Source organism: Actinomycetospora termitidis (assembly GCF_030286555.1).
GTDB classification, from domain to species: domain Bacteria; phylum Actinomycetota; class Actinomycetes; order Mycobacteriales; family Pseudonocardiaceae; genus Actinomycetospora; species Actinomycetospora termitidis.
Genome location: NZ_JASVWF010000001.1, coordinates 1,071,173 through 1,097,050, shown reverse-complemented (window position 1 = coordinate 1,097,050; position 25,878 = coordinate 1,071,173). Strand labels below are relative to the sequence as shown.

The window sequence follows — 25,878 nt, the reverse complement described above, 5'->3', positions numbered from 1 at the left end:
TCTGACGAGGCGTCCCGCCGCAGGATTGAACTTCCGCGACACCCGGAGCAGCGGGAGGATGCGGCGTGCCCGAACCCGTGGAGCGCGACAGCCGCGGCATCCTCGATCCCTGGCTGCTCCGGCAGCGGGTGTCCTTCACGCGCCACCCCGTGCCGCCCGTGCTCGACGGGATCGTCGACTTCGTCTGGGCCGTGCGCTGGGCGCTGCCACCGGGCGGGAACCACCGACAGGAGGTCCTCCCCCATCCGTCGGCGAACGTCTCGGTCGGGACGCCGGACGCGCGGACGGGCCGGACGGCGTCCGAGGCGGTCCTCAACGGGGTGTACCTGGACCTCGTCGACCGCGAGCTCGGCGGGACCGGGTGGACCGTGGCGGCGAAGTCGACGGTCGGCGGCTTCGGGGCCTTCGTCGACGACGTCTCGGCGCTGCGCGGCCGCGTCGTCGGACTGGACACCGTCGCCGGGCTGGAGGCATCGACGCTGCTCGCGGCGATGGGCGGCGACGACGCCGACGCCCGGGCGGCCGAGCCCGCGCGCGTCGAGGTGCTCGTCGCGGCCCTGGAGGAGGCCCTCGCGCAGGCCGATCCGGCCCGGGTGGCCCAGGCCCGGGACGTCGCGGCCGTCGCTCGGATCGCGGAGACCGACCGGGAGGTGCGGAGGCTCGACGACCTCGCCGCCCGCTCCGGGACCGGGGCGCGCGCCCTGCAGCGATCCTTCGCCCGCTGCGCCGGCGTGTCCCCGACGTACGTGCTGCGCCGGTACCGGCTGCTCGAGGCCGCCGAGGCGGTGCGGGACGGGGCCCGGGTCAGCTGGGCCGAGGTCGCGGGATCGCTGGGCTACGCCGACCAGGCCCACCTCGTCCGCGACTTCCGCGCCGCCCTCGGCCGCACCCCGGAGGCCTACGCCCGGGCGGTGCGCGCCCACGCGCGGTGACGGGATTCAGTCGAGCAGGACCCGCGTCATCTGCTTCCACTGCGCGACGTGCGGGTCGGTGGCGGCGTCCCGCGGGTCGAAACCGTAGGTGAGGGCCACCCCGCGCATCCCGGTCAGCAGCATCTCGCGCACCAACGGGTAGAAGGCGTGCTCGGTGTACGGCTCGAACACGGCGTCGAGCGTCTGCCGGATCGCCGCGCCCAGACGTCGCTCCGCGGGCAGCAGGGCGGCCGCGAGCGCCGCGTCCGTGCGGGCGGCGGTCCAGAGCTCGACCGACGCCCAGAAGTAGGGCTGCTGGTAGGTCTTCCACATCTCGTCGACCACGCGGTCGAGGTGCGCGACGGGGTCCTGACGCGGGTCGGGCAGCTCGGCCGCGGCCAGCCCGTCCGAGGCGAAGCGGGTCGCCGCGAGGTGCTGCGCGGCCGCGACCAGCAGGTTCTCCTTCGACGGGAAGTGGTGCAGCAGCCGACCGCGGGACACCCCCGCCCGGGCCTGGATCGTCAGGGTCGTGGTGCCGGCGTAGCCCGACTCCACGAGGCAGGCGACGGCCGCGTCCAGGATGCGGACCCGGCTGTCGGAGGTCCGCTGCTCGCGCGAGCGGCGCGTGGCCGTCCCGCGGCGGCCGGCCGGCTCCGGGATCTCGCGCTCGACGGCGTCCACCGGGGCGTCCGCCCCGTTCCCTGCGGTCATGGGGCCCTCCCTCCCGGTGGTCGACGGCCACAGATCGTCGCCGACCGTACCCGTGACGGTCAACGTTGACCGTCACTGCGCCCGCGGGGTCACCGACATCGGGGACTCGACCTTCTCCTGACCCCTACCGGCCGGTAACGTCACCGTTCACCCCGTTGACAGGCGCCACAAACAGTCCATCATGACTGTCAGGAGCACGCGCCAGCCCGGGTGCTCGACGTGCCGTATGGAAGGGACACCGCCCGTGACCGAGGCATTCATCTACGACGCCATCCGCACGCCCCGTGGACGGGGCAAGGCGACCGGGTCCCTGCACTCGGTCAAGCCGGTCTCGCTGGTCGTCGGCCTGCTCGACGAGCTCAAGGCACGCAACCCCGAGATGAACGTCGACCAGATCGAGGACGTCGTCCTCGGCTGCGTCTCCCCGATCGGCGACCAGGGCGGCGACATCGCCCGGACCGCCACGATCGCCGCGGGGTACCCCGACACCACCGGCGGTGTGCAGCTCAACCGCTTCTGCGCCTCCGGCCTCGAGGCCGTGAACCAGGTCGCGCAGCGGGTCGCGTCCGGCTGGGAGGACCTGCTCATCGGCGGCGGCGTCGAGTCGATGTCGCGCGTCCCGATGGCCTCCGACGGCGGGCCCTGGGCCATGGACCCGGAGACCAACTTCAAGACCGGCTTCGCCCCGCAGGGCATCGGCGCCGACCTGATCGCCACCCTCGAGGGCTTCTCGCGCGAGGACGTCGACGCGTACGCGCTGGAGTCGCAGACCCGCGCCGCCAAGTCGTGGGCCGACGGCGCCTTCGACCGCTCGATCGTCCCCGTCAAGGACCGCAACGGCCTCACGATCCTCGACCACGACGAGCACATGCGCGAGACGACGATGGAGGGGCTCGCGGGCCTCAAGCCGTCGTTCGCCGGCATCGGCGAGATGGGCGGCTTCGACGCCGTCGCGCTGCAGAAGTACCACTGGGTCGAGCAGATCGACCACGTCCACCACGGCGGCAACTCCTCGGGCATCGTCGACGGCGCCGCGCTGGTGCTGGTCGGCAGCGAGGAGGCCGGCAAGAAGAACGGCCTCACCCCGCGCGCCCGCGTCGTCGCGACCGCCGTCTCCGGCGCCGACCCGACGATCATGCTCACCGGCCCCACGCCCGCCTGCCAGAAGGTGCTCGCGAAGGCCGGCCTGACGATCGACGACATCGACCTGCTCGAGATCAACGAGGCGTTCGCCGCGGTGCCGATGAAGCTCATGAAGGACCTGGGCTTCCCGCACGAGCGCACCAACGTCATGGGCGGCGCCATCGCCCTGGGCCACCCGCTGGGCGCCACCGGCGCGATGATCATGGGCACCATGGTCGACGAGCTCGAGCGCCGCGACCTGCGCCGCGCGATCGTCACGCTGTGCATCGGCGGCGGCATGGGTGTCGCCACCATCATCGAGCGCGTCTGAGTCCCCGCCCCCACCACCTCGTAGCAAAGGAGCACGAAGAGCAGTGAGCGACAACATGTTCCGGTGGGAGCAGGACGGCGACGGCATCGTCACGCTGACGATGGACGACCCGGACTCCTCGGCGAACACCATGAACGCCCGGTTCGGCACCGACCTCGAGGCGACGCTGGACCGCCTCGAGGCCGAGAAGGACTCGATCGCAGGCGTCGTGCTGACCAGCGCGAAGAAGACCTTCTTCGCCGGCGGCAACCTCGAGGACCTGCGCAGCTACGGTCCCTCGGAGGCGCAGAAGGCCTACGACCAGTCGCAGGCGATCAAGACCGCGCTGCGCCGCCTGGAGACCTTCGGCAGGCCGGTGGTCTCCGCGATCAACGGCGCCGCGCTCGGCGGCGGCCTGGAGATCGCCCTGGCGACCCACCACCGCATCGCCCTGGACGCGAAGGGCTCGAAGATCGGGCTCCCCGAGGTCACCCTCGGCCTGCTGCCCGGCGGCGGCGGCGTGGTGCGCACCGTGCGCCTGCTCGGCATCGCGGACGCACTGCTGCAGGTCCTACTGCAGGGCCAGCAGCGCAACCCGCGCGCGGCGCAGGAGACCGGCCTCGTCGACGAGGTCGTGGACTCCCCCGACGAGCTGCTGAGCAAGGCCAAGGAGTGGCTGAAGGCCAACCCCGAGGCCGTGCAGCCCTGGGACGTCAAGGGCTACAAGATCCCCGGCGGCACCCCGTCGGTGCCGAAGTTCGCGGCGAACCTCCCCGCGTTCCCGGCGAACCTGCGCAAGCAGCTCAAGAACGCCCCGATGCCGGCGCCGTACAACATCATGTGCGCCGCGGTCGAGGGCTCGCAGGTCGACATCGACAACGCCGCCAAGATCGAGTCGCGCTACTTCGCCGACCTCGTCGTCGGGCAGGTCTCGACGAACATGATCAACGCGTTCTTCTTCGACCTGCAGTCGATCAACAAGGGCGGCTCGCGCCCGGACGGCTACGAGAAGCACACCGCGTCCAAGGTGGTCGTGCTCGGCGCCGGGATGATGGGCGCGGGCATCGCGTACTCGTGCGCGGTCGCCGGGATCGACGTGGTCCTCAAGGACGTCGCCCTGGCCAACGCCGAGAAGGGCAAGGACTACTCGAAGAAGATCCTGGACAAGGCCGTCTCGCGCGGCAAGCAGACCCAGGAGAAGGCGGACGCGATCCTCGCCCGGATCACGCCGTCGGAGAAGCCCGAGGACGCGCAGGGCGCCGACCTCGTCATCGAGGCCGTCTTCGAGAGCCCGGACCTCAAGAAGCAGGTCTTCGCCGAGATCTACCCGTACCTCGCGCCCGACGCGGTGCTGGGCTCGAACACCTCGACGCTGCCCATCACCGACCTCGCGACCGGCGTCGAGCGGCCCGAGGACTTCGTGGGCCTGCACTTCTTCTCGCCGGTCGACAAGATGCCGCTGCTGGAGATCATCAAGGGCGAGAAGACCTCCGACGCCACGCTGGCGAAGGCGGTCGACATCGCGCTGCAGATCCGCAAGACCCCGATCGTCGTGTCGGACTCGCGCGGGTTCTTCACCAGCCGCGTCATCGGCACGTTCATCAACGAGGCCGTCGCCATGCTCGGCGAGGGTGCGGCGCCGGCGGCCATCGAGCAGGCCGGCTCGCAGGCGGGCTACCCGGCGCCGCCGCTGCAGCTGATGGACGAGCTGACCCTGACGCTGCCGCAGCACATCCGCGAGGAGACCCGCAAGGGTGTCGAGGCGGCCGGCGGCACGTGGACGCCGCACCCGTCGGACGCGATCGTGGACCGGATGGTCGACCTGGGCCGCAAGGGCCGCAGCTCGGGCGCCGGGTTCTACGAGTACGACGAGTCCGGCAAGCGGACCCACCTGTGGTCCGGCCTGCAGGAGCAGTTCCACGGCGCGACGGACTCGGACGGCCTGCCGTTCGAGGACATGAAGGAGCGGATGCTCTTCGCCGAGGCGCTCGAGACCGTGAAGTGCTTCGACGAGGGCGTGCTGCACACCATCGCCGACGCCAACATCGGCTCGATCATGGGCATCGGCTTCCCGGCCTGGACCGGCGGCGTCGCGCAGTACATCGACGGCTACCCGGGCGGCCTGCCCGGCTTCGTCGAGCGCTCGCGGATCCTCGCCAAGGCCTACGGCGACCGGTTCGACCCGCCGGCGTCGCTCGTGGAGAAGGCCGAGAAGGGCCAGAACCTCCGCGATTCGCTCTGAGGCTGCATTGAACGAACGGCACTCTCGCGCGCGTAGACGCTGCGAGGGTGCCGTTCGTTCGTTCCGGGGGCGTCACGCTTCCGGTCAGCCCTGACTGTCATTTAGGGTGCGGGCATGGGTGTCCTGGACGGCGTGAAGGTGATCGAGGTGGCCGGGATCGGACCCGGCCCGTTCGCGGCGATGGTGCTCGCGGACCTCGGTGCCGACGTACTGCGCATCGACCGGACGAAGGCCGGCGGGCTGCAGCTCGGCGACCCGGCGAAGGACGTGCTCAATCGCAGCCGGCGCTCCGTCGCGCTCGACCTCAAGTCGCCCGAGGCCGTCGAGGTGCTGCTGGACCTCGTGGCCGGGGCCGACGTGCTCCTGGAGGGCTTCCGCCCCGGGGTCGCCGAGCGGCTGGGGATCGGGCCGGACGTGTGCCGCGAGCGCAATCCGCGCCTGGTCTACGGCCGGATGACCGGCTGGGGCCAGGAGGGCCCGCAGGCCTCCCGCGCGGGCCACGACCTGACCTACCTCGCGACGGCGGGCGTCGTCGGCCACGTCGAGGGTCCCGACGGCTCGCCCGGCATCCCGATGAACCTCGTCGGGGACTTCGGCGGTGGCGGGATGCTGCTCGCCGTCGGGGTGCTCGGTGCCCTCGTGGAGCGTGCGACGAGCGGGCAGGGCCAGGTGGTCGACGCGGCGATCGTCGACGGCGGGGCGCTGCAGATGGCGATGATCTACGGGATGCGGGCGCAGGGTCTCTGGCCCGGTGGCCGGGGGCGGAACCTGCTCGACGGCGGGGCGCCGTTCTACGAGACCTACCGCTGCTCCGACGGGAAGTACGTGGCCGTCGGGGCGATCGAGCCGCAGTTCTACGCCGCACTGATGTCCGGGCTCGGGCTCGAGGGCTCCGACATCGCGACGAACCAGTGGGACATCTCCCGCTGGCCCGAGTTCACCGCGCAGCTGACCGAGGTGTTCGCGACCCGCACCCGCGACGAGTGGGCCGCCGACCTCGAGCCGACCGAGGCCTGCGTGGCCGCGGTGCTGGAGATGGAGGAGGCGGCCGAGCACCCGCACATCGCGGCGCGCGGCACCATCACCGAGGCCTTCGGGGTGCGCCAGCCGGCGCCCGCGCCGCGGTTCGACCGCACGCCCAGCGCCGCCCCGACGACGCCGCCCCTCCCGGGCCAGCACACGGTCGAGGCGCTCACGGCGTGGGGCCTGGACGCCGACCGCGTGGAGAAGCTGCGGGCCGCCGGGGTGGTCAGCCAGGCCTGACCCTCTCCGTCGGGCAGGACCGGCCGCGGTGGTGGCACGATCATCGCGACCGAGGGCGAGGGGGCGGCGTGTTCACACCGAGGACTGTCGCGCGGGCGCTCGCCAACGTCCGTGACCGGGTGATCGAGGGCCCGCTCGCCGACCTGCGCCGCATGCCGCGCGTCGCCATCGACACCGGACCCGCCGACCCCGACGCGTGGGCGGTGGGGCGCGCGCACGGGCTCGCGCGCTCGGGCCAGGTCAGCACCTACCGCTATGCCGTGCACCCGACCGCGCGGCTGCGCGGCGCCCCGGTGCTGCTGGTCTCCCCGCTGGGGGCGTGCGGGGTCGCGTTCGACCTGCGACGGGGCTGCAGCCTCGTCGAGCACCTCGTCGGCGAGGGCCGGCACGTCCACCAGGTCGACGACGAGGACGTCGTCGGGCACGAGACCCCGGTCCCCGCCTCCCCCGCCGACCTCGCGCGCTGGGTGGAGGACATCCTCCCGCACGTCGTGCGCACCGTGTCCGCGCACCACGACGGAGCACCGGTGCACGTCGTCGGCTGGTCGATCGGGGGGCTCGCGACGCTGCTCGCCGCGGCCGACGACCCGGGCCTCCCCATCGCCTCGGTCACCGCGATCGCGACCCCGTTCACCCTCGAGCCGGTCCCGGAACGCGTGCCCGTGCGCCCGTTGGCCCTGGCGGCCGGGGGGCCGGTGCTCGCGACCACCCAGGCCCTGCTCGGGCTCCTGCCGACCCTGCCGGGCGTCCCGTCCGTGCTGTCCGCCGGGTCGGTCGGCACGCTGCTCACCACCCCCTTGACCGTCCTCGCCCACCTCGCGGACCGGGACTTCCTCGCCCAGCTCGAAGCCGTCGACGACGTCCGGGCGATCGTCGGCGCGCAGGCCGGCCAGGTCGGGGCCTCGTTCCACGCGATGGTCGACGGCCGCGAACTCGCGTCGGGCCGGGTCCGGGTGGCGGGCCACGAGATCGACCTCGGGCGCCTCGAACGTCCGGTCCTGCTCGTGGCGGGCGAGGACGACACCGTGGTGCCGCCCCGCGCGGTGCGGGCCGGTTCCGGGGTGCTCACGTCCGCGGACGCGTCTCTCATGACGGCCCCGGGCGGGCACCTCGGCGTGCTGTGCGGACGGGCGTCGCGCGACCGGCTCTGGCCCGCCCTCTGCGCCTTCCTCGACCGGCACGATCCCCCGGCCGCGATCGAGTCCGGTCTGCCGTCCCGCCGCCCGCGCCGCGCCGCCCGGCGTCCGTTGCCCGCCGCCGCGCCCACCCCGCCGCCGGAGGACACCCCCGCACCCCGCCGCACCGGCCGTCGTCCCCGGCCCGCACCGAAGCGGGCCACCCGCACCCGCGGCCGGGACTGAGCCCCGCTCGTCTACGCTCGCCGCGTGGTTTCCCTGCGCGAGGCTCGCCGCGACAAGGGATGGTCACAGACGGCCGCGGTGTCCCGTCTCCGCGAACTCGCCGACGCCGGTCGCGTCGCGGTCGCCTCGGCGGCCAGCCTGAAGACCCAGCTCTCGCGCTGGGAGAACGGGACCGTGCCGGAGGAGCCCTACCGCACGCTGCTCGCGGAGCTGTACGAGCGCGATCTCGCCGACCTCGGCATCGACGTCACCCCGCACTGGGAGCGCGGCCACGAGGTGCCGGACCTGCTCGTCGAGATCCGCGACGAGCTCCGGGCGATCCGCGCACTGCTCGAGGCTCGCCACGACGACCGGGCGCCCGCCCGGACGGGGTCCGGACGGGCGCCGTGAGGGTGCGCGCGACTCAGGAGCGGGGACGCTCGACGGAGTGCAGCGGGGGATAGTCGTCCTCGTCGGCCGCGAGGAGCAGGCTCAACGCGCCGACGGAGAGGGTGCCCAGGGCGACGACGGCCTCGGAGGTGAGGTCCAGGACATCGGCGAGCGGTCGCAGCGGAGCGGTCAACAGGGTCACGCCTCGAGGCCTCCTACACGTGGGGTGGCGACCGGCGGACCGACGTCGTCCGCCGCGGATCGGCTCATCCTGTCCGATCAGACAGGGCTGAGACAAACCCGCGAGTAACAGTTCACACGCGGTTTTCCTGCGACTGCGTCGAACGGCGGCCGGCGTGCGACGGAAGGGCGAACATCACCGCTCAGCGGTTGCCGCCCTGGCGTGCAGCGACGTCGAGAGCAGGAGAAGTCCCCCGGTCGGGTGCACACACCCGGGCGATCGTCACCGTGGCATCCGACGCCAGACGGGCGCCGGGAGCACCCGCATGACCGCGGCGAGCAGGCGCAACCGACGCGGAACCCAGACGACGTCCCGCCCCGACGCGAGTCCGTCGGCGACCGCGTCGGCGACCTGCTCCGGGGTCGAGGACAGCGGGGCGGGTGAGAGGCCGCTGTCGGCGGTCATGCGCCCGACGACGAAGCCCGGGCGGACCACCGTCAGGTGCACCCCGGAGCCCCGCAGCGCGTCCGCGAGCCCCGTCGCGAACCCGTCCAGGCCCGCCTTGGCCGACCCGTAGACGTAGTTGGCCCGCCGCACCCGCCAGCCGGCGATCGAGGAGAACACGACGATCTCGCCGCGCCCGCGCGCCCGCATCCGGGCCGCGATCCGCGTGAGGATCCCGACCTGCGCCGCGTAGTCGGTGTGCACCACGGCCAGGGCGTGCTCCGCGTCCGACTCCGCGCGCTGCTGGTCGCCGAGGACGCCGAAGGCGACCACGACGACGTCCGGCAGGCCGCAGGTGCGCTCGACCTCGTCGAGGACCGCCGCGTGCCCCGCCACGTCGTCGGCGTCGAACTCGACGGTCTCCACGCGCGCCGCGCCGAGGGAGGCCGTCTCCGCGACGAGGTCGTCGTGACGGCGCGCGGCGAGGACGACGGTGGAGGCGCGGCCGCCGGCGACGAGACGCCGCGCGAGGGCGACCCCGATCTCGCTGCGGCCGCCGAGGACGAGAACGGAACCGGACACGGACGCAGAGCGTCGCAGGACCGGGCGTCCAGGGCCTAGCGTGGGGCCCCGATCCGGAGGAGGAGCGCGTGAAGCTGCTGACGGCGGTGGTGCGCCCGCACGCGCTCGACGGCGTCCGGCGGGCCTGCGAGCGCCTCGCGGTCCTGGGGATGACGATCAGCGAGGTCCGGGTGCACGAGGCGGGCCACGTCGAACTGCGCAAGGGCGCACGGATCGCGGTGGACCTGGTCCCGCGGCTGCGCATCGAGACGGTGGTCGACGACGACGTCGTCGAGCGGCTCGTCGAGCAGATCCGCACCAACCTCGGCGACGCGGACGGCCACATCTCCGTGCGCCACGTCGACCTCGTGCTGCGCGTGCGGACCGGGGAGATGGGTCACGACGCGGTGTAGGGGTGGCCCCGGGACGCAGGGGGGTGCGGTCCCGGGGCCGGATCGGCCGCGGGGGGCACGACCGACATCATCGACGTTACGCCTCGTCGGGGTGCGGTGGGCGTACAGGGTCATCGCTCGACGTACAGATGACCAGGCTTTCCACCCCTGGACGCGACGACGGCCCGTCCCCCGGTGACACCGGGGCCGACGGGCCGTGTTGTGGCGGGTGAAGGATTCGAACCTTCGAAGCTTTCGCGACGGATTTACAGTCCGCTCCCATTGGCCGCTCGGGCAACCCGCCGGGGACACCGCCTCGCTGGACGGCGACCGAAAGACTACAAGCCGGTGTACCACTGGGGTGCACCCGGGGGTGGGTGTAGACCGGGCGGCGACCCGCCGTCACCGCAGTCTCGAGGAGGAGCCCCGGCATGGCGAACCCGTCGTTCGACGTCGTGAGCAAGGTGGACCGCCAGGAGGTGGACAACGCGCTCAACCAGGCCGCCAAGGAGCTCTCGCAGCGCTACGACTTCCGGGGCACCGGCGCGTCCGTGGCGTGGGCCGGCGAGGAGGCCATCACGATCGGCGCGGAGACCGAGGAGCGCTGCAAGGCCGCGATCGAGGTGTTCAAGGAGAAGCTGATCAAGCGGGACATCTCGCTGAAGGCGTTCGAGGTCGGCGAGCCGTCGGTCTCCGGGAAGACCTACAAGGTCACCGGCACCCTCGTGCAGGGCATCTCCAAGGAGAAGGGCAAGGAGATCTCCAAGGTGATCCGCGACGAGGGCCCCAAGGGCATCCAGGCGCAGATCCAGGACGACCAGCTCCGGGTCACCGGGAAGAAGAAGGACGACCTCCAGGCGGTCATCGGCCTGCTCAAGGGCCAGGACTTCGGCATCGCGCTGCAGTTCACGAACTACCGCTGACGGCGATCCGCTCGAACGGGCGGCGTCGGTAACGCAAGTTCCACTCCTGACGAAGCGTGGGTAACCGCTTCGTCAAGGAAGACCCGCGTGACCGACATCCGGCAGCCGCACGAGCAGCAGCCCGCCTCCGGCGACGCCGGGCAGTACCCGCCGCCCTACGGCTACGGCTACGGCTACGGCTACGGCGCGCCGGCCGGCACGGGCTACCCGCAACAGGGTGGCCCGTACGTCCCGCCGCAGGGTCCCTGGGGCCCGCAGGGGCAGTGGCCGATGCAGGGCGGTTGGGGTGGACCGCAGCCGCCGCAGCCGAAGAACTCCCTGGCCATGCCCACGCTGATCCTCGGCATCGTCACGCTCGGCCTCTCGCCGCTCCCCTTCCTGAACCAGGCCGGCATCCTCGTCGGGATCGTCGGTGCGGGCCTCGGGATCGCGGCCGTGGTCATCGGCGTCCGACGCCGTATCCGTCTCGTGATGGCCGCCATCGGTCTCGCCCTGTCGGTCCTCGGCGTCATCTCCGCGATCGCCTTCACCGAGGCCTTCGTGAACGACCTGAACAACATCGGCTCGAGCGTGTCGTCCGGTCCCGCCGTTCCGGCGCAGTCGGTCGGCGGCACCGAGGAGTCGGCCGCGGTCACCAGCTACACGCTCTCCATCACCGGGTCGGCGTCGAAGACCTCGGTGAACTGGAGCGTCGACGGCTCCTCCGGATCGGCCGGGCAGTCGACCAAGGTTCCGTGGACGAAGGTCATGACGGTCGGCAGCGACTCGTGGCACTCGGCGTCGCTGAGCGCCTACACCTACCCAGGCACGTCCGGTGACCTCACCTGCACGATCACGGACCAGGCCGGACGCGTGCTCGACACGAAGTCCGCCTCGTCGCAGGGCGGGGACTACGGCTCGGCCTCGGTCAACTGCAACGCCTTCGGCTCCTGATCAACGAACGGGTACTCAGCGCTGTCGCCGAGGGCTTGCGAGAGCTCTGAGTGCCTGCTGATCACGTCGGCGGTCGTCGCCGGACCGGCGCCGATCGACGTTGTGGCGATCGTGACGTCCAGTGTCAGCAAGGCCGCAGTGCTGACAGCGGGCGGCGCCCCCACGGGCGGTCGTAGGGTCGCGCGCCGTGACCTGGTGGGAGATCGCGCTCATCGCCGTCGCCGGGCTGTGGGCGGGGACGATCAACACCGTTGTCGGGTCCGGGACGCTGGTGACCTTCCCGGTGCTGGTGGCACTCGGCTTCCCGCCCGTCACGGCGACGACGTCGAACGCGATCGGCCTCATCACCGGGACCATCACCGGCGCGTACGGCTACCGCGAGGAACTGCGCGGGCACGGTCGCCGACTCGTGCGCTACGGGATCGCGTCGCTGTTCGGCGCGATCGGCGGGACGGTGCTGCTGCTCTCGCTGCCCGCGGACGCCTTCGAGACGATCGTGCCGGTCCTGGTCGCGGCCGCCGTGCTGCTCGTCGCCGTGCAGCCGCTGCTCACGAAGCGGCTCCGGGACCGCGACACCGGGTCCACTGGTCACCCCTGGCTGCTCTACCCGCTGATCTTCCTGGTCGGGGTCTACGGCGGCTACTTCACCGCGGCGCAGGGGATCATGCTCGTCGGGGTCATGGGACTCCTGCTCGACGACCCGTTGCAGCGGCTGAACGCCTTCAAGAACGCGCTGGCCGCCGTCGTCAACCTCGTCGCGGGCGCGATCTACGCGGTCGTCGCGCCCATCGACTGGACCGTCGTGCTGATCCTCGCGATCTCCTCGACGGTCGGCGGGCTGCTCGGGGCGCGGATCGGCCGGAAGCTCTCGCCGGTGGTGCTGCGCGTGGTGATCGTCGTGATCGGCGTCGTCGCGATCGTCGACCTCCTGCTCACCTCCTGACGAGCAGCGGAGTCGGCTCCGGGACGGCCGCGGTCGCCCGGACCCAGAGGTGGCCGGCGTCGACGCCGAGCCGTTCGAGGACCCCGATCGCGGTCGACGACGGGTAGGTCAGCACGGCCGCCAGCAGGTGGGTCACGTCGACCCGGCCGCCGGCCGCGTGGCGGGCGGCCACCGCGAGGGACGCGGCCGCACACGGACTCAGCGGGGGCGACCCGACGTCACCACCCCGCATCGGCAGCAGCCCCCGGACCCGGTCCGGATCGACGTCCGCGAGCAGCGGGTCGCCGTTCTCGCGGCCCTCGCGGGCGAGTCCGAGCAGCAGGTGGGCCGTCCCGATCTCGACCGCTCCCAGCCCGAGGGCCTCGAGGCGGGCGAGGTCGAGCGATCGCGAGGAGCGGGAGGTCAGGCGCATGCCGACCACCCTCGCCGTCGGGAAGGCCCCGGCACCTCCGGTGGAACCCTGATCGTCGCCAGGGTGAACGGCATGTACCTCTTACCGGGGGTAGCCCTTACATGGTGTTTGCCGTTACCGTCGGTCTCACATACCAGCGACGAAGGTGGGACGTGGTGGGCACTCGTCGGCAGCAGGACTACGGGTTCTTCGGGCCGGAGTCGGTGACCTGGAAGGTCTGGAGCTACCCGACCTCGATCGTGCTCGGGTTCCTCCGCGCCGTCGTCATCGAGGAGCTCGACCCACACCTCGTGGCGTCCGTCGACCAATCCGGGCAGGTCAAGCAGCGCCCGAAGCTGCGCTACGACCGGACGATGCAGTACTTCGCGACGGTGAAGTTCGGCGACGCCGAGTCGGTGCTCCGCGCGTCGGACACCCTGATGAAGATCCACTCGCGCGCGATCGGCCACGACCCGGTGACGGGCGGGACCTACGACGCCAACGACCCGGCCTCGCAGCTGTGGATCCACCTCACCGCGTGGCACTCGATCCTCTACACCTACGAGGTGTTCGGCCCCGGGAAGCTCACCCCGGACGAGGAGACGCGGTACTGGGAGGAGTGCGCGCGGGCGGCCGAGTTCCAGACGATCGACCCGGCCGACGTCCCCCGGGACCGGGACGGCATCCGCGCCTACTTCGCCGCCTACCGGCCGCGGCTGGTCGGCTCGGAGGTCGCGCAGGACATGATGGACTTCCTGCTCGACGCGAACACGATCGTGCTGCCCGAGCGGATGCCGGCCCCACTGCGGCTCGTGTTCAACGCCGTCGCCCGCCGCGCGGTCATCGCGACGATGCCGCGCTGGATGCGCAAGCTGGGAGCGACGGGGCAGTCGGGATTCACCGACCACGTCGCCATCGCGCTGACCCGCCCCGTCGTCCGGGCGGTCGCGGCGAGCAAGCACGTGCAGCTGTGGGCGCTCAAGCTCGCGAGCCCCCGGACGGTGCCGGTGATCGAGCCCCTGCTGCGGGGCATCGAGCCGGTGAACCCCGTCGTGCGGGAGCCGGCCGAGGCCCGGGCGCAGTACGGCGTCGTCGACCCGCGCACGCAGTACGCGGAGATCCTCGCGGCCCGCGCGGTCGAGGCCGGGCCCGCGCCCTACCCCTTCCACCACCGCGAGGAGCTCGTCGCCTTCCCGGCCTGAGCCTCACGAGCCTCCTGGCGACGGGTGGCTCCCCGGGACCGCGCCGCCCGGGGAACCACCCGGCTCAGGCGCGGCGCGGCCGGCCGGCGAGCTGGTGCGCGCCGGCCGCGCCCGCGAGTGCGGCGGCCGAGAGCAGGCCGTACCAGAGGGCACCGTCCTGGTCCGCGGGAGCGGCGACGGTCGGTGCCTGCACGGCCTCGGTCGGCGTCGTCACGGCCACCGTGGCACCGGGAGCGGCCGACAGGCCGGCGAGCGCGACACCCGCGAGGGCGATCCGCCCGACGACGGGGCGGGCGTGACGGGTACGTCGGTGGCTGGGCACAGGTGTCCCCCGGGAGGTGCGCTGGGCGGGATTTCCGAGCGATGCGCTCGTGACCGGGATGTCGCGAGTGGCGACCGGATCGTTATCGCCCCTTGACCGGGACACTCGAAGGAGTGAGGCGCACTGCGCCATCTAGAGTCGCCGGCGTGAAGGGAATCGTGCTCGCCGGGGGCAGCGGCACCCGACTGCACCCGGTCACCCGGGCGGTCTCGAAGCAGCTCCTGCCGGTCTACGACAAACCGATGATCTACTACCCGATCTCGGTACTCATGATCGCCGGGATCCGGGACATCCTGATCATCTCCACCCCCGTCGACCTGCCCGCCTTCCAACGGCTGCTCGGCGACGGCTCCGAGTGGGGCGTGCGGTTCTCCTACGCCGAGCAGGCCGAGCCCAACGGGCTGGCCGAGGCCTTCCTCATCGGCGCCGACCACATCGGCGACGACACCGCCGCCCTCGTCCTCGGCGACAACATCTTCCACGGCCAGGGCTTCTCCACGATCCTGCAGCGCGCCGTCGCCCAGGTCGACGCCGACAAGGGCGCCACCCTGTTCGGCTACCCCGTCGGCGACCCCGAGCGCTACGGCGTCGGCGAGGCCGACGCCACCGGCCGGCTGATCTCCATCGAGGAGAAGCCCGCGAAGCCCCGGTCCAACCGCGCCATCACCGGGCTCTACCTCTACGACAACGACGTCGTCTCCCTCGCCCGGACCCTGACGCCCTCCCCGCGCGGCGAACTCGAGATCACCGACCTCAACCTCGCCTACATGCACCGCGGCGACGCCCGCCTGATCGACCTCGGCCGTGGCTTCGCCTGGCTCGACACCGGCACCCACGACTCACTGGTCGAGGCCGGGCAGTACATCTCCGTGCTCGAGCACCGCCAGGGCGTCCGCATCGCCTGCCTCGAGGAACTCGCCCTGCGCGAGGGCTGGATCACCCCCGACGACGCGTTGCGGCTCGGCCTGGCCCAGGGCAAGTCCGGCTACGGCGAGTACGTCATGGACGTCGCGCGACGGGCCGGGGCGAGCGGGTAGCGACGCGGTGCGCGACCTCGTCGGGTACGGGCCGACCACACCGCTCCCGCGCTGGCCGGACGGCTCGCTGGTCGCGGTCAACGTCGTCGTGAACGTCGAGGAGGGCGCCGAGGCGTCCTGGGAGGACGGCGAGGGCAACGACGGCTGGGGCGAGTACGCCCTGCCGATCGATCCCGCGGTCCGCGATCTCGGGACCGAGGGCCACTACGCCTTCGGCGCCCGGGTCGGCATCTGGCGCCTGGTCCGGCTGTTCGAGCGGTTCGACGTCCCGGTCACGTTCGGCGTCTGCGCCCGCGCGCTGGAGCGCAACCCTCCGTTCGCGGCCTGGCTGCGGGCGAGCGACCACGACGTGCTCGGACACGGCTACCGCTGGGCCGAGGTCACGGCGATGACCGAGGACGAGGAGCGGGCGGACCTCGAGCACGCGATGCGGGTGCTGCCGGAGCTGGTCGGGCGGCCGGTCCGCGGGTGGTACGTGCGGTCGTTCCCGTCGGAGCGGACCCGCCGGCTGGCGGCGACACACCCGGACCTGCGCTACGACAGCGACGCCGTCGACGACGAGCTCCCGTACCGGACCGAGGTCGACGGCCGCCCGTGGCTCGTCGTGCCGTACTCCAAGGTCCACAACGACACGCGCTACTTCCTCCCGCCCACCTACGCGACCCCGCGCCACTTCGCGGAGTCGTTGACCGGGGCGGTCGAGTTCCTGCTCGACGAGGCCCGGCACGGCGCGGGCGCCCGGATGATGACGGTCGGGCTGCACCCGCGCTGGAGCGGTCAGGCCGCCCGGGCGGTCGCGGTCCGCGACTTCCTGGCGCACGTGACGACGCTGCCCGAGGTCGCGTTCGTGCACCGGCAGCAGGTCGTCGACTGGTGGGACGAGCACGTCCCGGGCTAACCGTGTTCGACGACGTCCTTGATGCGGCGCAGCGTGGTCCGCATGTTGGCCCGGTTGGTACGCCCGCGGGCCCAGCCGGCGAGCGTCCAGTAGAGGCGGGTCGCGGGGGTCGCGGGCAGCCGGAAGGACTCCGTGACGTCGGTGCCCCGGTCCGACGGACGGAAGGCGTAGTGCCAGGTGTTCACCACCCGTCCGCCGGCGAGGACCTCGAAGCCGAACTCGCGGCCGGGCTCGCACGCGGTGACCCGGCAGGTCGTCCAGTACGTCGGGCCGCGGCCGTTGCGCTTCACGTGGCCGCGGAAGCGCACGCCGACCGCCGGACCGTCGGCTCCGTCCAGCCACTCCGCCTCGAAGGTCTCCTCGCTGTAGCGGTGGGTCTGCGTCACGTCGGCGACGAGCTCCCACACCCGCTCCGGCGGGGCGTCGACGTGCTCGGTCACCGCATCGTGCATGCGCTCATCCTTCCCGACGGCGGGTCAGGAAGCCGGGTGGCACGTGGTCGGCAAGCAGCCCGGTCGGTCACGGGGCCATCTCCAGGAGCCGTGCCCACACGTCCTCGGGGACCGGGGCGCCGGTCCGCACGAACGACGCCCGCAGCGCCGGCCACGTCGCCGTCACGGGGTCGGCCCGCAGGTCGGCGAGCGGGATCGGCGGGGTGAGTCGCCGGACGACCTCGGCAGCGCAGTTCCACGGCCGCGGCCCGGCCTCGTACGCCGGTTCCGAGGTGACCCGCAACAGGTAGCCGAGGTCCTTCGCGCGCTGCGAGCGGTAGAGGACGGCGAGGTCCCCGGGCCGGGTGTCACGGTGGCAGGCCCAGCGCATCGCCGGGGCGCCCGGGGCGAGCTTCGGGTGCTCGCGCCCGTCGTCGTCGAGATAGCAGTCCGGGCCGACGACCCAGACCCAATGACCGGTCACGGCAGCCGCTCCGCGAGCGGCGGGAGGTCGAACGGCACGTGCGGTTCGGCCTGGTACCAGTAGGCGACCGACGACCAGTCGTCACTGCGCCGGTTCGCGTGGCCGTGCTCGATCGTCACGCGGATGCTGCGCTCGAAGACGACCGGGTCCTCGACGTGGAAGCGGTAGAGCGAGACCGGGCCGCGCCAGTTACGGCCGCCCGGCAGCGTGACCCCGTGGTATGGCGCGGAGTACGCCTGGGTCGGACACCAGGCCGTGTTGACGTAGTCCTCGGTCCCGGTGCCGTGCAGGGTCGGGGGCCAGTCGCCGGGCTCCTGGTCGACGAAGATCATGTCGTCGCCCTCGCCGTACCAGTTCCACCGGCGGCGCCGACGAGGCCGGACGTTGAGCACGCAGCCCACGTAGTGCCCGTGCCCGCGGGCGTCCAGGATCGTGTAGTTGCCGTCTCCTGTCAGGTTCCGCCCGCCGAACTGGTAGCGGGCGTTGGAGAGCCCGGGCCGGACTCCCCGCGTGCGCTCGCGTCGGAACTGGGCGTGGAAGCGGCCGACCTCGGCGTCGAGGGTGTCGAGCTCCTCGTGGTCGACGTAGGCGTACAGCCACACCTCGCCGGGCGCCTCGTTCGCCACCTCGATGCGGGCGCCGTCGGCGAACGGCATCGCGAACCAGCAGTTCAGCGCCCGTCCGTCCTGGGGGCTCATCTGCAGCGGCGCGGAGACGAAGTTCGTGGTGCGCCCGTGGCCCACGCCGAAGAAGTCGCCGAGCGGGGCCTGGACGCTCGGGGACTCCTCGCCGTCCCACCACATCCGGATCGTGAGTCGCCTCAGAAGCTCCGCGCGCCGTCGTCGGGGGCCGTTCACGGTGATCCACAGGTGCGTCACGACGCCGGCCCCGTCGACGTCGAGCAGGGTCACCGAGCCCCCGGCGGGCACGTGCGCCCGGTCGTCGTTACCCCCGGTGCGATCCCAGGTCGATTCCCGACGACGGCGGGTGCGGCGCAGGCGGGGCAGGTCCCGCAGGCTGGAGCCGTGCGGGCCGTAGTCGGCGCTCATGGGTCGAGTCTTCCCGCGCGGGGAGCCGGCGAGACCCCGGGGTGGAGGCTCCGGGTGACGACGGCTTGTCGCGGCGAACCACAACGACAGGACCCCCACCGGCCAGCTTGTCGCGGCCTTCCACCCACCACCGCTCACCCTGTCGTTGTGAATCTCAACGACAAGGCGAGCTCGACCGGGACGTAGACCGCGACAAGGCGCCAGCTGACGCTCCGGCGGGCCCCAACGCCGTCTCCCACAGACGCCGAACGCGCCCCGCGCCCGCTCGTCCCGGCGAACCACAACGACAGGACCCCCACCGGCCAGCTTGTCGCGGCCTTCCACCCACCACCGCTCACCCTGTCGTTGTGAATCTCAACGACAAGGCGACCCCGGCCGGGACGTAGACCGCGACAGGACGACCGGCTGAGAGAAAGTCGGAACCGATCGGCGCCCACCGCAGTCCAAGCCCGTGAGACGACGACACGGGAGGCGCGATGAGTACGCGACGCAGGACGAGGCGCACCGCCGGGAACACGGGCGCCCGGCCACGGACGTCCGGGGCGACGGCCGTCCAGCTGCTGCCGCACCTGCTGGCGGCCGGGGAGCTCGGACGACCGCGGGTCGGCGACACCCTGGAGGTGGCCCCGGCGATCTACGCGGGCGTGGTCCATCCCGACGCCACGCACCACGGCACCCGGCCCACGGACCACTGGTCGGTCGACGAGTTCGGCTGCGTCGACGCCCGCGGCACGCTCACCACGATCCACCTCGACCCGGCCGGGGGTTGCACCTGCCGGATCGAGGTCCTGGACGCGGGCGGCTGGCTCGCCCCGGTGAACTGGGCGGCGGCGCAGCCGCCGGAGGGCGACAGCCCGGTCCACCTCGACGGGTCGCTCTACCTCGATCCGGTGCTCGAGCCGGGCACCGAGCACGGCGACGCGGTCGCGCTCTGCCGCCGTCCCTTCCGGCTCGCCGCCGTCCGGCGCTACCGGCGCACCCTCGACGTGCCGGTCGCGCCGGTGCCCCTGCCCCGCTTCCCCGCGCCGGCCGAGGTCACCGAGGACGCGGTGTACATCGCCGACCTGGTCGCGGACCGCTCGTTCGACGCGCCGGAGACCGCGAGCGGCGCGGCGGCGCCCGACGGGGCGGGGACATGACGGCCGCCCGGCATCGGCACGGAGGCTGGACCTCGCGTGCCGACGCCCGCCGCGACGAGGTGACCACCGCGCAGCTCCTGCCCCGCCACCTGCGGGAGGGCCTGCTGCCCGCGGCCGCCGTCGGGGACGTCCTGACGGCGACCCCGGTGATCTACGCGAGCGAGGTGGACCGCCTCCGGTGCCGCCCGGAGCGACTGTGGGATCTCGACGAGTACGGGACGGTGGTCGCCTGCGGCGTGCCGGGGGTGCTGACGACGGAGGCGGGCGACCTCGACGCCCTCGAGATCGGCGACCGGGTGGTCCCGGTCAACCGCGCCGGGCTGGAGTCGGTGCCCGACCTCGACCCCGACCAACCGGTCTACGTCGAGGGCTCGGTGTACCTCGACACGGACCTCCCGTCGACGACGGGCCGCGTCTACCGCCTGGTCGCGGTGCGCCGGTACCGGCTCCGGACGGGTGGCCGCCCGCCCCGCACCGAGCCCCTGCGTCGCATCCCCGGACCGGTCGGCATCGACGACGACGTGTTCCTGCACGTCGCGGACCTCGTCGTCGCGGACGATCAGCCGTGACGGGCCATCTGCTGCAGCCGGGCGATCCGGTCGGCGATGGGCGGGTGCGTGGAGAACATGCGGGACAGGCCCTCGCCCGGCCGGAACGGGTTGGCGATCATGAGGTGCGACTGCGGGACCAGACGCGGGTCCGGCGCGAGCGGCGCGGCCTGCGTGCCGTACTCCAGCTTGTGCAGCGCCGAGGCGAGCGCGAGCGGGTCGCCGGTGAGCTCGGCGCCGCTCGCGTCGGCCTGGTACTCCCGGGTGCGGCTGACCGCCATCTGCACGATGCCGGCCGCCACCGGCCCGACGAGGGCCAGCAGGAGGGTCGCGAGGACGTTCCGGTTCCCGCCGAAGAGCTGCGCGCCGAGGGCGACGTAGGTGACCACGCTCGACAGCGCGCCCGCGACCGACGAGATGAGGATGTCGCGGTGGTAGACGTGCGAGAGCTCGTGACCGAGCACGCCGCGCAGCTCCCGCTCGTCGAGCAGCCGCAGGATCCCGGTGGTGGCGCACACCGCGGCGTGCCGCGGGCTGCGGCCGGTGGCGAACGCGTTCGGCGCCTCGGTGGGGCTGACGTAGAGCCGGGGCATCGGCTGGTGGGCGGCGGACGCGAGCTCCCGCACGATCCGGTACATCTGCGGCTGCTCGGCCTCGGTGACCGGCACGGCGTGCATGGCCCGCAGGGCGAGCCGGTCGGAGAAGAAGTACGAGTAGCCGTTCACCCCGAGGGCGATCAGCAGCGCGATCAGCAGGCCGCCACGGCCGAACAACGAGCCGATGACCAGGATGAACGCGCTGAGCGCCCCGAGGAGCAGGGCGGTCTTGAGCCCGTTGCGCACCGTCGTTCCTCTCGTGTCGTTCCGGGAGTCGGCTCCCGGTACTCCACCCGGATCAACGAGCGCGGCGCACCGCCCGTTCCCGGCTCAGGAACGCGCGGCGCGGATCTGCTCCGCCGACACCCCGAGTGCCTCGAGATCCTCCGGGCGGCTGTTGCGCAGGAAGTGCTCCATGCCGACCTTGAGGAAGAGCGCCTTCGCGGTCCCGACGACGGGTCCGTCCTCGGCGTCGAGGTGGGCGGAACCGCTGACGTAGAGCTTGCGTCCCGCGCGGCCGTCGACCCGGCCGCGCAGCCACAGCGTGGACCCGATCGGCATCGGACGGCGGAAGTCGGTCTCCAGCCGTGCGGTGACGCACGGCCGGGTGACCAGCGCGACGACCGAGCCGAGCACCTCGTCGAAGGCCGCGGTCAGCAGCCCGCCGTGCAGCAGGCCGGGCGCACCCTGCTGGTCGGCGCGCAGCACCATGCGCGCGGAGACCGCGACCCCGCCCGCGGCGTCCTCCGCGACCCGGAACTCGAGACGCAGCCCGTGCGGGACGTCCGCGCACCCGAAGCACACCTCGGAGTGCGGAGGAATCCGCTCGCCGACGCCGGGGGCGTTCGGATGCCGCTCGGGGAGCGTCGCGTCGGCGGGGAGCTCCAGGCTCGGCGACGCGGTGGGGGACGCGGGCATGAGCGAACGTTAACCGTCCCGGGCAGGATGGCGGCCGTGGCAGACAACACCCCCGACGTCCTGCTCGACCGGATCACGCCCGACGGCGCGCGGGACGACAGCGGGGTCGGTGGCGTCACCGCCCTGCTGACCCTGCGGGACCCGAAGCGCCGCAACGCGATGAGCCGGGCCCTCTCGGACGCCCTCGTGGCGGTCCTCGACGAGGTCGAGGCCGACGAGCGCGTGCACGCCGTCGTGGTCACCGGCGCCGCCGATCGTGGCCCCGCGTTCTGCGCGGGCGGTGACCTCGACGAACTGGCCGCCGTGGGCGCGACGACCGGGCAGGACGGCGAGGAGGCCATCCGCGGGGTCTACGCCGGCTTCCTGCGGCTCGCCGCGTGCCCGCTGCCCACGATCGCCGCCGTCGACGGGCCCGCCGTGGGCGCCGGCATCAACATGGCGCTCGCGGCCGACATCCGGCTCGCCGGTGACACCGCCCATTTCGAGCCCGGCTTCCTGCGTCTGGGCATCCACCCCGGCGGCGGGATGACCTGGATGACCCAGCGGCTCGTCGGTCCGCAGACCACCTTGGCGATGCTGCTCGCCGGGGAGGCGATGGACGCGGCGGCCGCTGAACGTGCCGGCCTCGTGCTCCGCCGGGTGCCCGGCGAGGTGCCCGACCAGGGGCACTCGCCGGTCGTCACGGAGGCGCTGCGCATGGCCGGTTTCTCCGCCCGCGCGCCGCGCGACCTGGTGCGTGCGACCAAGGCCTCCATCCGCACCACGGCGACCCTCACCGAGCACGCCGACGCGGTGAGCACCGAGGTCGGCCCGCAGCTGACCTCGCTGCGCTCGTCCGCGTTCCGAGAGGGCCTCGAGCGGCTGCGCCGACGCTCCTGAGGCGGGCTTGCTCGGTCCAGCGTTGTGACACGTGACGAACCGCCCCGCTGCGGCGATCACCACAGGGTTAGCGTGGAGGTTTGACGTGGTGACATCGCACGCCACGACGATCGAGGAAGGGACTGGACCGCTCGATGAGCACTGACACCGAGGTCGGGGCGGACCTGCCGGACCACCTGGTGGCCCACGGCGAGATCCGGCAGACCGAGGTCAGGCAGACCCATCGCGTCGTGATCCGCTTCGCCGGCGACTCCGGCGACGGGATGCAGCTGACCGGGGACCGCTTCACCTCCGAGGCCGCGGCCTTCGGCAACGACCTCGCGACGCTGCCGAACTTCCCCGCCGAGATCCGCGCGCCTGCCGGGACCCTGCCGGGGGTGTCGAGCTTCCAGCTTCACTTCGCCGACTACGACATCCTGACGCCGGGCGACCGCCCGGACGTCCTCGTGGCGATGAACCCGGCCGCGCTGAAGTCGAACCTGTCCGACCTGCCGCACGGCGGGGTCCTGATCGTCAACACCGACGAGTTCACCAAGCGGAACCTGACGAAGGTCGGCTACGAGGCGAACCCGCTCGAGGACGACTCGCTCGCGCCGTACCAGGTGCACCGGGTCGCGATGGCGACGATCACGCGTACCGCGCTCGAGCCGACCGGCATGTCCAAGAAGGACGCCGAGCGGGCGAAGAACATGTTCGCGCTCGGGCTGCTGTCGTGGATGTACCACCGCGGCACCGAGGGCACCGAGGCGTTCCTGCGCGAGAAGTTCGCGAAGAAGCCGGAGCTCGCCGAGGCGAACATCCTGGCGTTCCGCACCGGCTGGAACTACGGCGAGACCACCGAGTCGTTCGCGGTCACCTACGAGGTCGCCCCGGCGGCGCTGCCGACGGGCACCTACCGCCAGATCACCGGCAACCTCGCGCTGGCCTACGGCGTCGTCGCCGCCGGGCAGCTCTCGAAGCTCCCGGTGTTCCTGGGCACCTACCCGATCACCCCGGCCTCGGACGTGCTGCACGAGCTGTCCAAGCACAAGGGCATGGGCGTGACGACGTTCCAGGCCGAGGACGAGATCGCGGGCATCGGCGCGGCGCTGGGCGCCTCATTCGGTGGCGCGCTGGGCGTCACGTCGACCTCGGGGCCGGGTGTGGCGCTGAAGTCGGAGACGATCGGGCTGGCGGTGGCCCTGGAGCTGCCGCTGCTGATCCTCGACGTGCAGCGCGGTGGCCCGTCCACGGGTCTGCCGACCAAGACCGAGCAGGCCGACCTGCTGCAGGCGATGTACGGCCGCAACGGCGAGGCGCCCGTGCCGATCATCGCCCCGGCCTCGCCGAGCGAGTGCTTCGCCGCGGCGATCGAGGCCGCGAAGATCGCCATCACGTACCGGACGCCGGTGTTCCTGCTCTCCGACGGCGCGATCGCGAACGGCTCCGAGCCGTGGAACGTGCCGGACGTGAACGACCTGCCCGACCTGTCGGTCGAGTTCGCGACGGCGCCGAACTCCCCCGACGGCACCGAGTTCTGGCCCTACCTGCGCGACGACGACACCCTCGCGCGCCCGTGGGCCGTGCCGGGCACCGCCGGGCTCGAGCACCGCATCGGCGGGCTGGAGAAGGCCGACGGTCGCGGGTCGATCTCCTACGACCCGGACAACCACGACCGCATGGTCCGGCTGCGCCAGGCCAAGATCGACGGGATCACCGTCGCCGACGTCGAGGTCGACGACCCCGACGGTGCCGCCGAGGTGCTCGTGCTCGGCTGGGGCTCCACGTTCGGCCCGATCGGCGCGGCCTGCCGCCGCGTGCGAGCGGCCGGGATGTCGGTGGCGCAGGCGCACGTGCGCTCCATGAACCCGCTGCCGGGCAACCTCGGCGACGTGCTGCACCGCTACCGCCGCGTCGTCGTGCCCGAGATGAACCTCGGCCAGTTCGCGATGATGCTGCGTGCGCGCTACCTGGTCGACGTCCGCTCCTACACGAAGGTGGCCGGACTCCCGTTCGGCGCCGAAGAGCTCGCCGGCGTCCTGACCGACGCCGTGAAGGGGGACCTGCCCGCATGACCGCCGTGGACCTGCCCACCCCGCAGCGGGGCGGACTGGACCTCGTCCCGACCACGGACGAGACGCAGAAGGCCAAGGACTTCACCTCCGACCAGGAGGTGCGCTGGTGCCCGGGCTGCGGTGACTACGCCGTGCTCGCCTCGGTCCGCTCGTTCCTGCCCGAGCTCGGCCTCAGGCGCGAGAACATCGTGTTCGTCTCCGGGATCGGCTGCTCGAGCCGGTTCCCGTACTACCTCGACACCTACGGGATGCACTCGATCCACGGCCGCGCGCCGGCGATCGCGACCGGGCTGGCGGTCACGCGCCCGGACCTGTCGGTGTGGGTCGTCACCGGTGACGGCGACGCGCTCTCGATCGGTGGCAACCACCTGATCCACGCGCTGCGCCGCAACATGAACATCACGATCCTGCTGTTCAACAACCGGATCTACGGCCTGACCAAGGGGCAGTACTCGCCGACCTCCGAGGTCGGGAAGGTCACCAAGTCCACCCCGATGGGCTCGGTCGACGCTCCCTTCAACCCGGTCTCGCTCGCCCTCGGCGCCGAGGCCACGTTCGTCGGGCGCGCCCTGGACTCCGACCGCAAGGGCCTCACCGAGGTCCTGCGCCAGGCCGCCGCCCACCGCGGCGCCTCGCTGGTCGAGATCTTCCAGGACTGCCCGATCTTCAACGACGGCTCCTTCGACGTCCTGCGCAAGGGCGACGACGTCGCGCAGCGGCTGATCCCGCTGGTCGACGGCGAGCCGATCCGCTTCGGCAACGACGGCGAGTACGGCGTGGTCCGCGCGGACTCCGGCGGCCTCGAGGTCCGCCCGGTCGCCGAGGTCGGCGAGGACGCGCTGGTCACCCACCGTGCCGGCGAGCAGGACCCCACCCAGGCGTTCGCGCTCTCGCGGCTGTCCGACCAGGACCTGACGCACACCGTCACGGGCATCTTCCGCAAGGTCGACCGCCCCACCTACGACGACGGCGCCCGCGCGCAGGTCACCGCCGCGACCGAGCAGGCCCAGCAGCGCGGCGACAACCTGCAGGCCCTGCTCACCGGCAAGGACACCTGGGCCGTCATGCCCACCCCGGAGCAGGAGGCGTAGACCCCACGACGACGAGGCCGGTCCCGCACGACGGGGCCGGCCTCGTCGTCGTCCGGGCCCGTTCCGGAGTGAGCGAGCGGCACCCTCACAGCTTCTATGGACGCGAGAGTGCCGTTCGTTCCCACCGGACCTGCCACTCTGCACGGAAAGACAGGTGCGTGGCGCACACATCC

At 72.7% G+C, this 25,878-nt stretch carries 28 protein-coding genes and 1 tRNA gene; 18 read left to right on the top strand and 11 right to left on the bottom strand.

Translation table 11 applies throughout. The features are described from left to right. Positions 1-65 precede the first annotated feature (65 nt). On the top strand, positions 66-932 hold the full coding sequence (locus tag QRT03_RS05440; RefSeq protein ID WP_286051491.1) for a helix-turn-helix domain-containing protein: 867 nt from the start codon (positions 66-68) through the stop codon (positions 930-932). A 6-nt stretch (positions 933-938) separates the two neighbouring features. Here QRT03_RS05440 and QRT03_RS05435 read toward each other — a convergent pair whose 3' ends face one another. Continuing rightward, positions 939-1,622: a TetR/AcrR family transcriptional regulator gene (locus tag QRT03_RS05435; protein ID WP_286051490.1), complete on the bottom strand. Its 684-nt coding sequence runs from the start codon at positions 1,620-1,622 to the stop codon at positions 939-941. A gap of 226 nt (positions 1,623-1,848) precedes the next feature. On the opposite strand from QRT03_RS05435, the gene QRT03_RS05430 reads away from it, so the two are divergent. The 5 genes from QRT03_RS05430 (at position 1,849) to QRT03_RS05410 (ending at position 8,310) form a co-directional block, all read left to right on the top strand. Continuing rightward, positions 1,849-3,075, top strand: coding sequence for an acetyl-CoA C-acetyltransferase (locus tag QRT03_RS05430; RefSeq protein WP_286051489.1), 1,227 nt, complete (start codon positions 1,849-1,851; stop codon positions 3,073-3,075). Positions 3,076-3,130: 55 nt separating this feature from the next. Continuing rightward, positions 3,131-5,296 carry a 3-hydroxyacyl-CoA dehydrogenase NAD-binding domain-containing protein gene (locus QRT03_RS05425; protein ID WP_286052068.1) on the top strand — a complete coding sequence of 722 codons (2,166 nt, stop codon included), beginning with the start codon at positions 3,131-3,133 and terminating at the stop codon, positions 5,294-5,296. A 114-nt stretch (positions 5,297-5,410) separates the two neighbouring features. Continuing rightward, positions 5,411-6,559, top strand: a complete 1,149-nt coding sequence (locus QRT03_RS05420; protein ID WP_286051488.1) for a CaiB/BaiF CoA transferase family protein — start codon at positions 5,411-5,413, stop codon at positions 6,557-6,559. A gap of 68 nt (positions 6,560-6,627) precedes the next feature. Continuing rightward, positions 6,628-7,920 carry an alpha/beta fold hydrolase gene (locus QRT03_RS05415; RefSeq protein WP_286051487.1) on the top strand — a complete coding sequence of 431 codons (1,293 nt, stop codon included), beginning with the start codon at positions 6,628-6,630 and terminating at the stop codon, positions 7,918-7,920. A 24-nt stretch (positions 7,921-7,944) separates the two neighbouring features. Next, entirely contained in the window at positions 7,945-8,310 is a 366-nt protein-coding gene (locus QRT03_RS05410) for a hypothetical protein (protein ID WP_286051486.1), read from the top strand. A gap of 13 nt (positions 8,311-8,323) precedes the next feature. On the opposite strand, the gene QRT03_RS05405 is transcribed toward QRT03_RS05410, so the two are convergent. Further along, entirely contained in the window at positions 8,324-8,491 is a 168-nt protein-coding gene (locus QRT03_RS05405; RefSeq protein ID WP_286051485.1) for a hypothetical protein, read from the bottom strand. Between the two features lie 261 nt (positions 8,492-8,752). Beyond that, positions 8,753-9,496 (bottom strand): decaprenylphospho-beta-D-erythro-pentofuranosid-2-ulose 2-reductase, encoded by a 744-nt coding sequence (gene dprE2, locus QRT03_RS05400; protein WP_286051484.1) that lies wholly within the window; start codon positions 9,494-9,496, stop codon positions 8,753-8,755. Positions 9,497-9,564: 68 nt separating this feature from the next. Here dprE2 and QRT03_RS05395 point away from each other — a divergent pair, with 68 nt between their 5' ends. Then, the gene (locus QRT03_RS05395) at positions 9,565-9,888 is read left to right on the top strand and encodes a P-II family nitrogen regulator (RefSeq protein WP_286051483.1); all 324 of its coding nucleotides are present in this window, start codon (positions 9,565-9,567) and stop codon (positions 9,886-9,888) included. Positions 9,889-10,090: 202 nt separating this feature from the next. On the opposite strand, the gene QRT03_RS05390 is transcribed toward QRT03_RS05395, so the two are convergent. Next, a tRNA-Tyr gene (locus QRT03_RS05390) sits at positions 10,091-10,171 on the bottom strand. A 127-nt stretch (positions 10,172-10,298) separates the two neighbouring features. On the opposite strand from QRT03_RS05390, the gene QRT03_RS05385 reads away from it, so the two are divergent. The 3 genes from QRT03_RS05385 to QRT03_RS05375 all read left to right on the top strand — a co-directional run bounded on the left by QRT03_RS05385 (position 10,299) and on the right by QRT03_RS05375 (position 12,666). Then, entirely contained in the window at positions 10,299-10,790 is a 492-nt protein-coding gene (locus tag QRT03_RS05385; protein ID WP_286051482.1) for a YajQ family cyclic di-GMP-binding protein, read from the top strand. An 87-nt stretch (positions 10,791-10,877) separates the two neighbouring features. Continuing rightward, a complete protein-coding gene (locus tag QRT03_RS05380) occupies positions 10,878-11,723 on the top strand; it encodes a hypothetical protein (protein ID WP_286051481.1) in 846 nt (281 codons plus the stop codon). 187 nt (positions 11,724-11,910) lie between these two features. After that, complete coding sequence (locus QRT03_RS05375; protein ID WP_286051480.1) at positions 11,911-12,666, top strand: sulfite exporter TauE/SafE family protein; 756 nt, start codon at positions 11,911-11,913, stop codon at positions 12,664-12,666. On the opposite strand, the gene QRT03_RS05370 is transcribed toward QRT03_RS05375, so the two are convergent. Beyond that, the gene (locus QRT03_RS05370) at positions 12,656-13,078 is read right to left on the bottom strand and encodes a Clp protease N-terminal domain-containing protein (protein WP_286051479.1); all 423 of its coding nucleotides are present in this window, start codon (positions 13,076-13,078) and stop codon (positions 12,656-12,658) included. The two genes, QRT03_RS05375 and QRT03_RS05370, sit on opposite strands and share 11 nt — an antisense overlap. 155 nt (positions 13,079-13,233) lie before the next feature. On the opposite strand from QRT03_RS05370, the gene QRT03_RS05365 reads away from it, so the two are divergent. Then, positions 13,234-14,259: an oxygenase MpaB family protein gene (locus tag QRT03_RS05365; RefSeq protein ID WP_286051478.1), complete on the top strand. Its 1,026-nt coding sequence runs from the start codon at positions 13,234-13,236 to the stop codon at positions 14,257-14,259. A 64-nt stretch (positions 14,260-14,323) separates the two neighbouring features. On the opposite strand, the gene QRT03_RS05360 is transcribed toward QRT03_RS05365, so the two are convergent. Further along, a complete protein-coding gene (locus tag QRT03_RS05360; RefSeq protein ID WP_286051477.1) occupies positions 14,324-14,581 on the bottom strand; it encodes a hypothetical protein in 258 nt (85 codons plus the stop codon). A gap of 146 nt (positions 14,582-14,727) precedes the next feature. On the opposite strand from QRT03_RS05360, the gene rfbA reads away from it, so the two are divergent. Beyond that, positions 14,728-15,618 carry a glucose-1-phosphate thymidylyltransferase RfbA gene (gene rfbA / locus QRT03_RS05355; RefSeq protein WP_286051476.1) on the top strand — a complete coding sequence of 297 codons (891 nt, stop codon included), beginning with the start codon at positions 14,728-14,730 and terminating at the stop codon, positions 15,616-15,618. Positions 15,619-15,625: 7 nt separating this feature from the next. Further along, positions 15,626-16,516, top strand: coding sequence for a polysaccharide deacetylase family protein (locus tag QRT03_RS05350; protein ID WP_286051475.1), 891 nt, complete (start codon positions 15,626-15,628; stop codon positions 16,514-16,516). Here QRT03_RS05350 and QRT03_RS05345 read toward each other — a convergent pair. The 3 genes from QRT03_RS05345 to QRT03_RS05335 all read right to left on the bottom strand — a co-directional run bounded on the left by QRT03_RS05345 (position 16,513) and on the right by QRT03_RS05335 (position 18,480). After that, positions 16,513-16,968 carry an SRPBCC family protein gene (locus QRT03_RS05345; protein WP_286051474.1) on the bottom strand — a complete coding sequence of 152 codons (456 nt, stop codon included), beginning with the start codon at positions 16,966-16,968 and terminating at the stop codon, positions 16,513-16,515. The genes QRT03_RS05350 and QRT03_RS05345 overlap by 4 nt on opposite strands. Positions 16,969-17,035: 67 nt before the next feature. Continuing rightward, a complete protein-coding gene (locus QRT03_RS05340; protein WP_286051473.1) occupies positions 17,036-17,431 on the bottom strand; it encodes an EVE domain-containing protein in 396 nt (131 codons plus the stop codon). Then, positions 17,428-18,480: a glycoside hydrolase family 172 protein gene (locus tag QRT03_RS05335; RefSeq protein WP_286051472.1), complete on the bottom strand. Its 1,053-nt coding sequence runs from the start codon at positions 18,478-18,480 to the stop codon at positions 17,428-17,430. Before QRT03_RS05335 ends, QRT03_RS05340 begins: the two co-directional genes overlap by 4 nt. Before the next feature lie 476 nt (positions 18,481-18,956). Between QRT03_RS05335 and QRT03_RS05330 the strand changes: the two genes are divergently transcribed. Further along, on the top strand, positions 18,957-19,619 hold the full coding sequence (locus tag QRT03_RS05330) for a hypothetical protein (RefSeq protein ID WP_286051471.1): 663 nt from the start codon (positions 18,957-18,959) through the stop codon (positions 19,617-19,619). Continuing rightward, the gene (locus QRT03_RS05325; protein WP_286051470.1) at positions 19,616-20,188 is read left to right on the top strand and encodes a hypothetical protein; all 573 of its coding nucleotides are present in this window, start codon (positions 19,616-19,618) and stop codon (positions 20,186-20,188) included. Before QRT03_RS05330 ends, QRT03_RS05325 begins: the two co-directional genes overlap by 4 nt. On the opposite strand, the gene htpX is transcribed toward QRT03_RS05325, so the two are convergent. Both htpX and QRT03_RS05315 read right to left on the bottom strand, forming a co-directional pair. Next, positions 20,179-21,009, bottom strand: a complete 831-nt coding sequence (gene htpX, locus QRT03_RS05320) for a zinc metalloprotease HtpX (RefSeq protein WP_286051469.1) — start codon at positions 21,007-21,009, stop codon at positions 20,179-20,181. The genes QRT03_RS05325 and htpX overlap by 10 nt on opposite strands. A gap of 84 nt (positions 21,010-21,093) precedes the next feature. Continuing rightward, positions 21,094-21,681 (bottom strand): PaaI family thioesterase, encoded by a 588-nt coding sequence (locus tag QRT03_RS05315; protein ID WP_286051468.1) that lies wholly within the window; start codon positions 21,679-21,681, stop codon positions 21,094-21,096. Between the two features lie 27 nt (positions 21,682-21,708). Between QRT03_RS05315 and QRT03_RS05310 the strand changes: the two genes are divergently transcribed. From QRT03_RS05310 to QRT03_RS05300, 3 genes are all read left to right on the top strand, one after another. After that, positions 21,709-22,560 carry an enoyl-CoA hydratase-related protein gene (locus tag QRT03_RS05310; protein WP_286051467.1) on the top strand — a complete coding sequence of 284 codons (852 nt, stop codon included), beginning with the start codon at positions 21,709-21,711 and terminating at the stop codon, positions 22,558-22,560. Between the two features lie 134 nt (positions 22,561-22,694). After that, entirely contained in the window at positions 22,695-24,614 is a 1,920-nt protein-coding gene (locus QRT03_RS05305) for a 2-oxoacid:acceptor oxidoreductase subunit alpha (RefSeq protein ID WP_286051466.1), read from the top strand. After that, positions 24,611-25,705, top strand: coding sequence for a 2-oxoacid:ferredoxin oxidoreductase subunit beta (locus tag QRT03_RS05300; RefSeq protein ID WP_286051465.1), 1,095 nt, complete (start codon positions 24,611-24,613; stop codon positions 25,703-25,705). Before QRT03_RS05305 ends, QRT03_RS05300 begins: the two co-directional genes overlap by 4 nt. Positions 25,706-25,878: the final 173 nt, after the last annotated feature.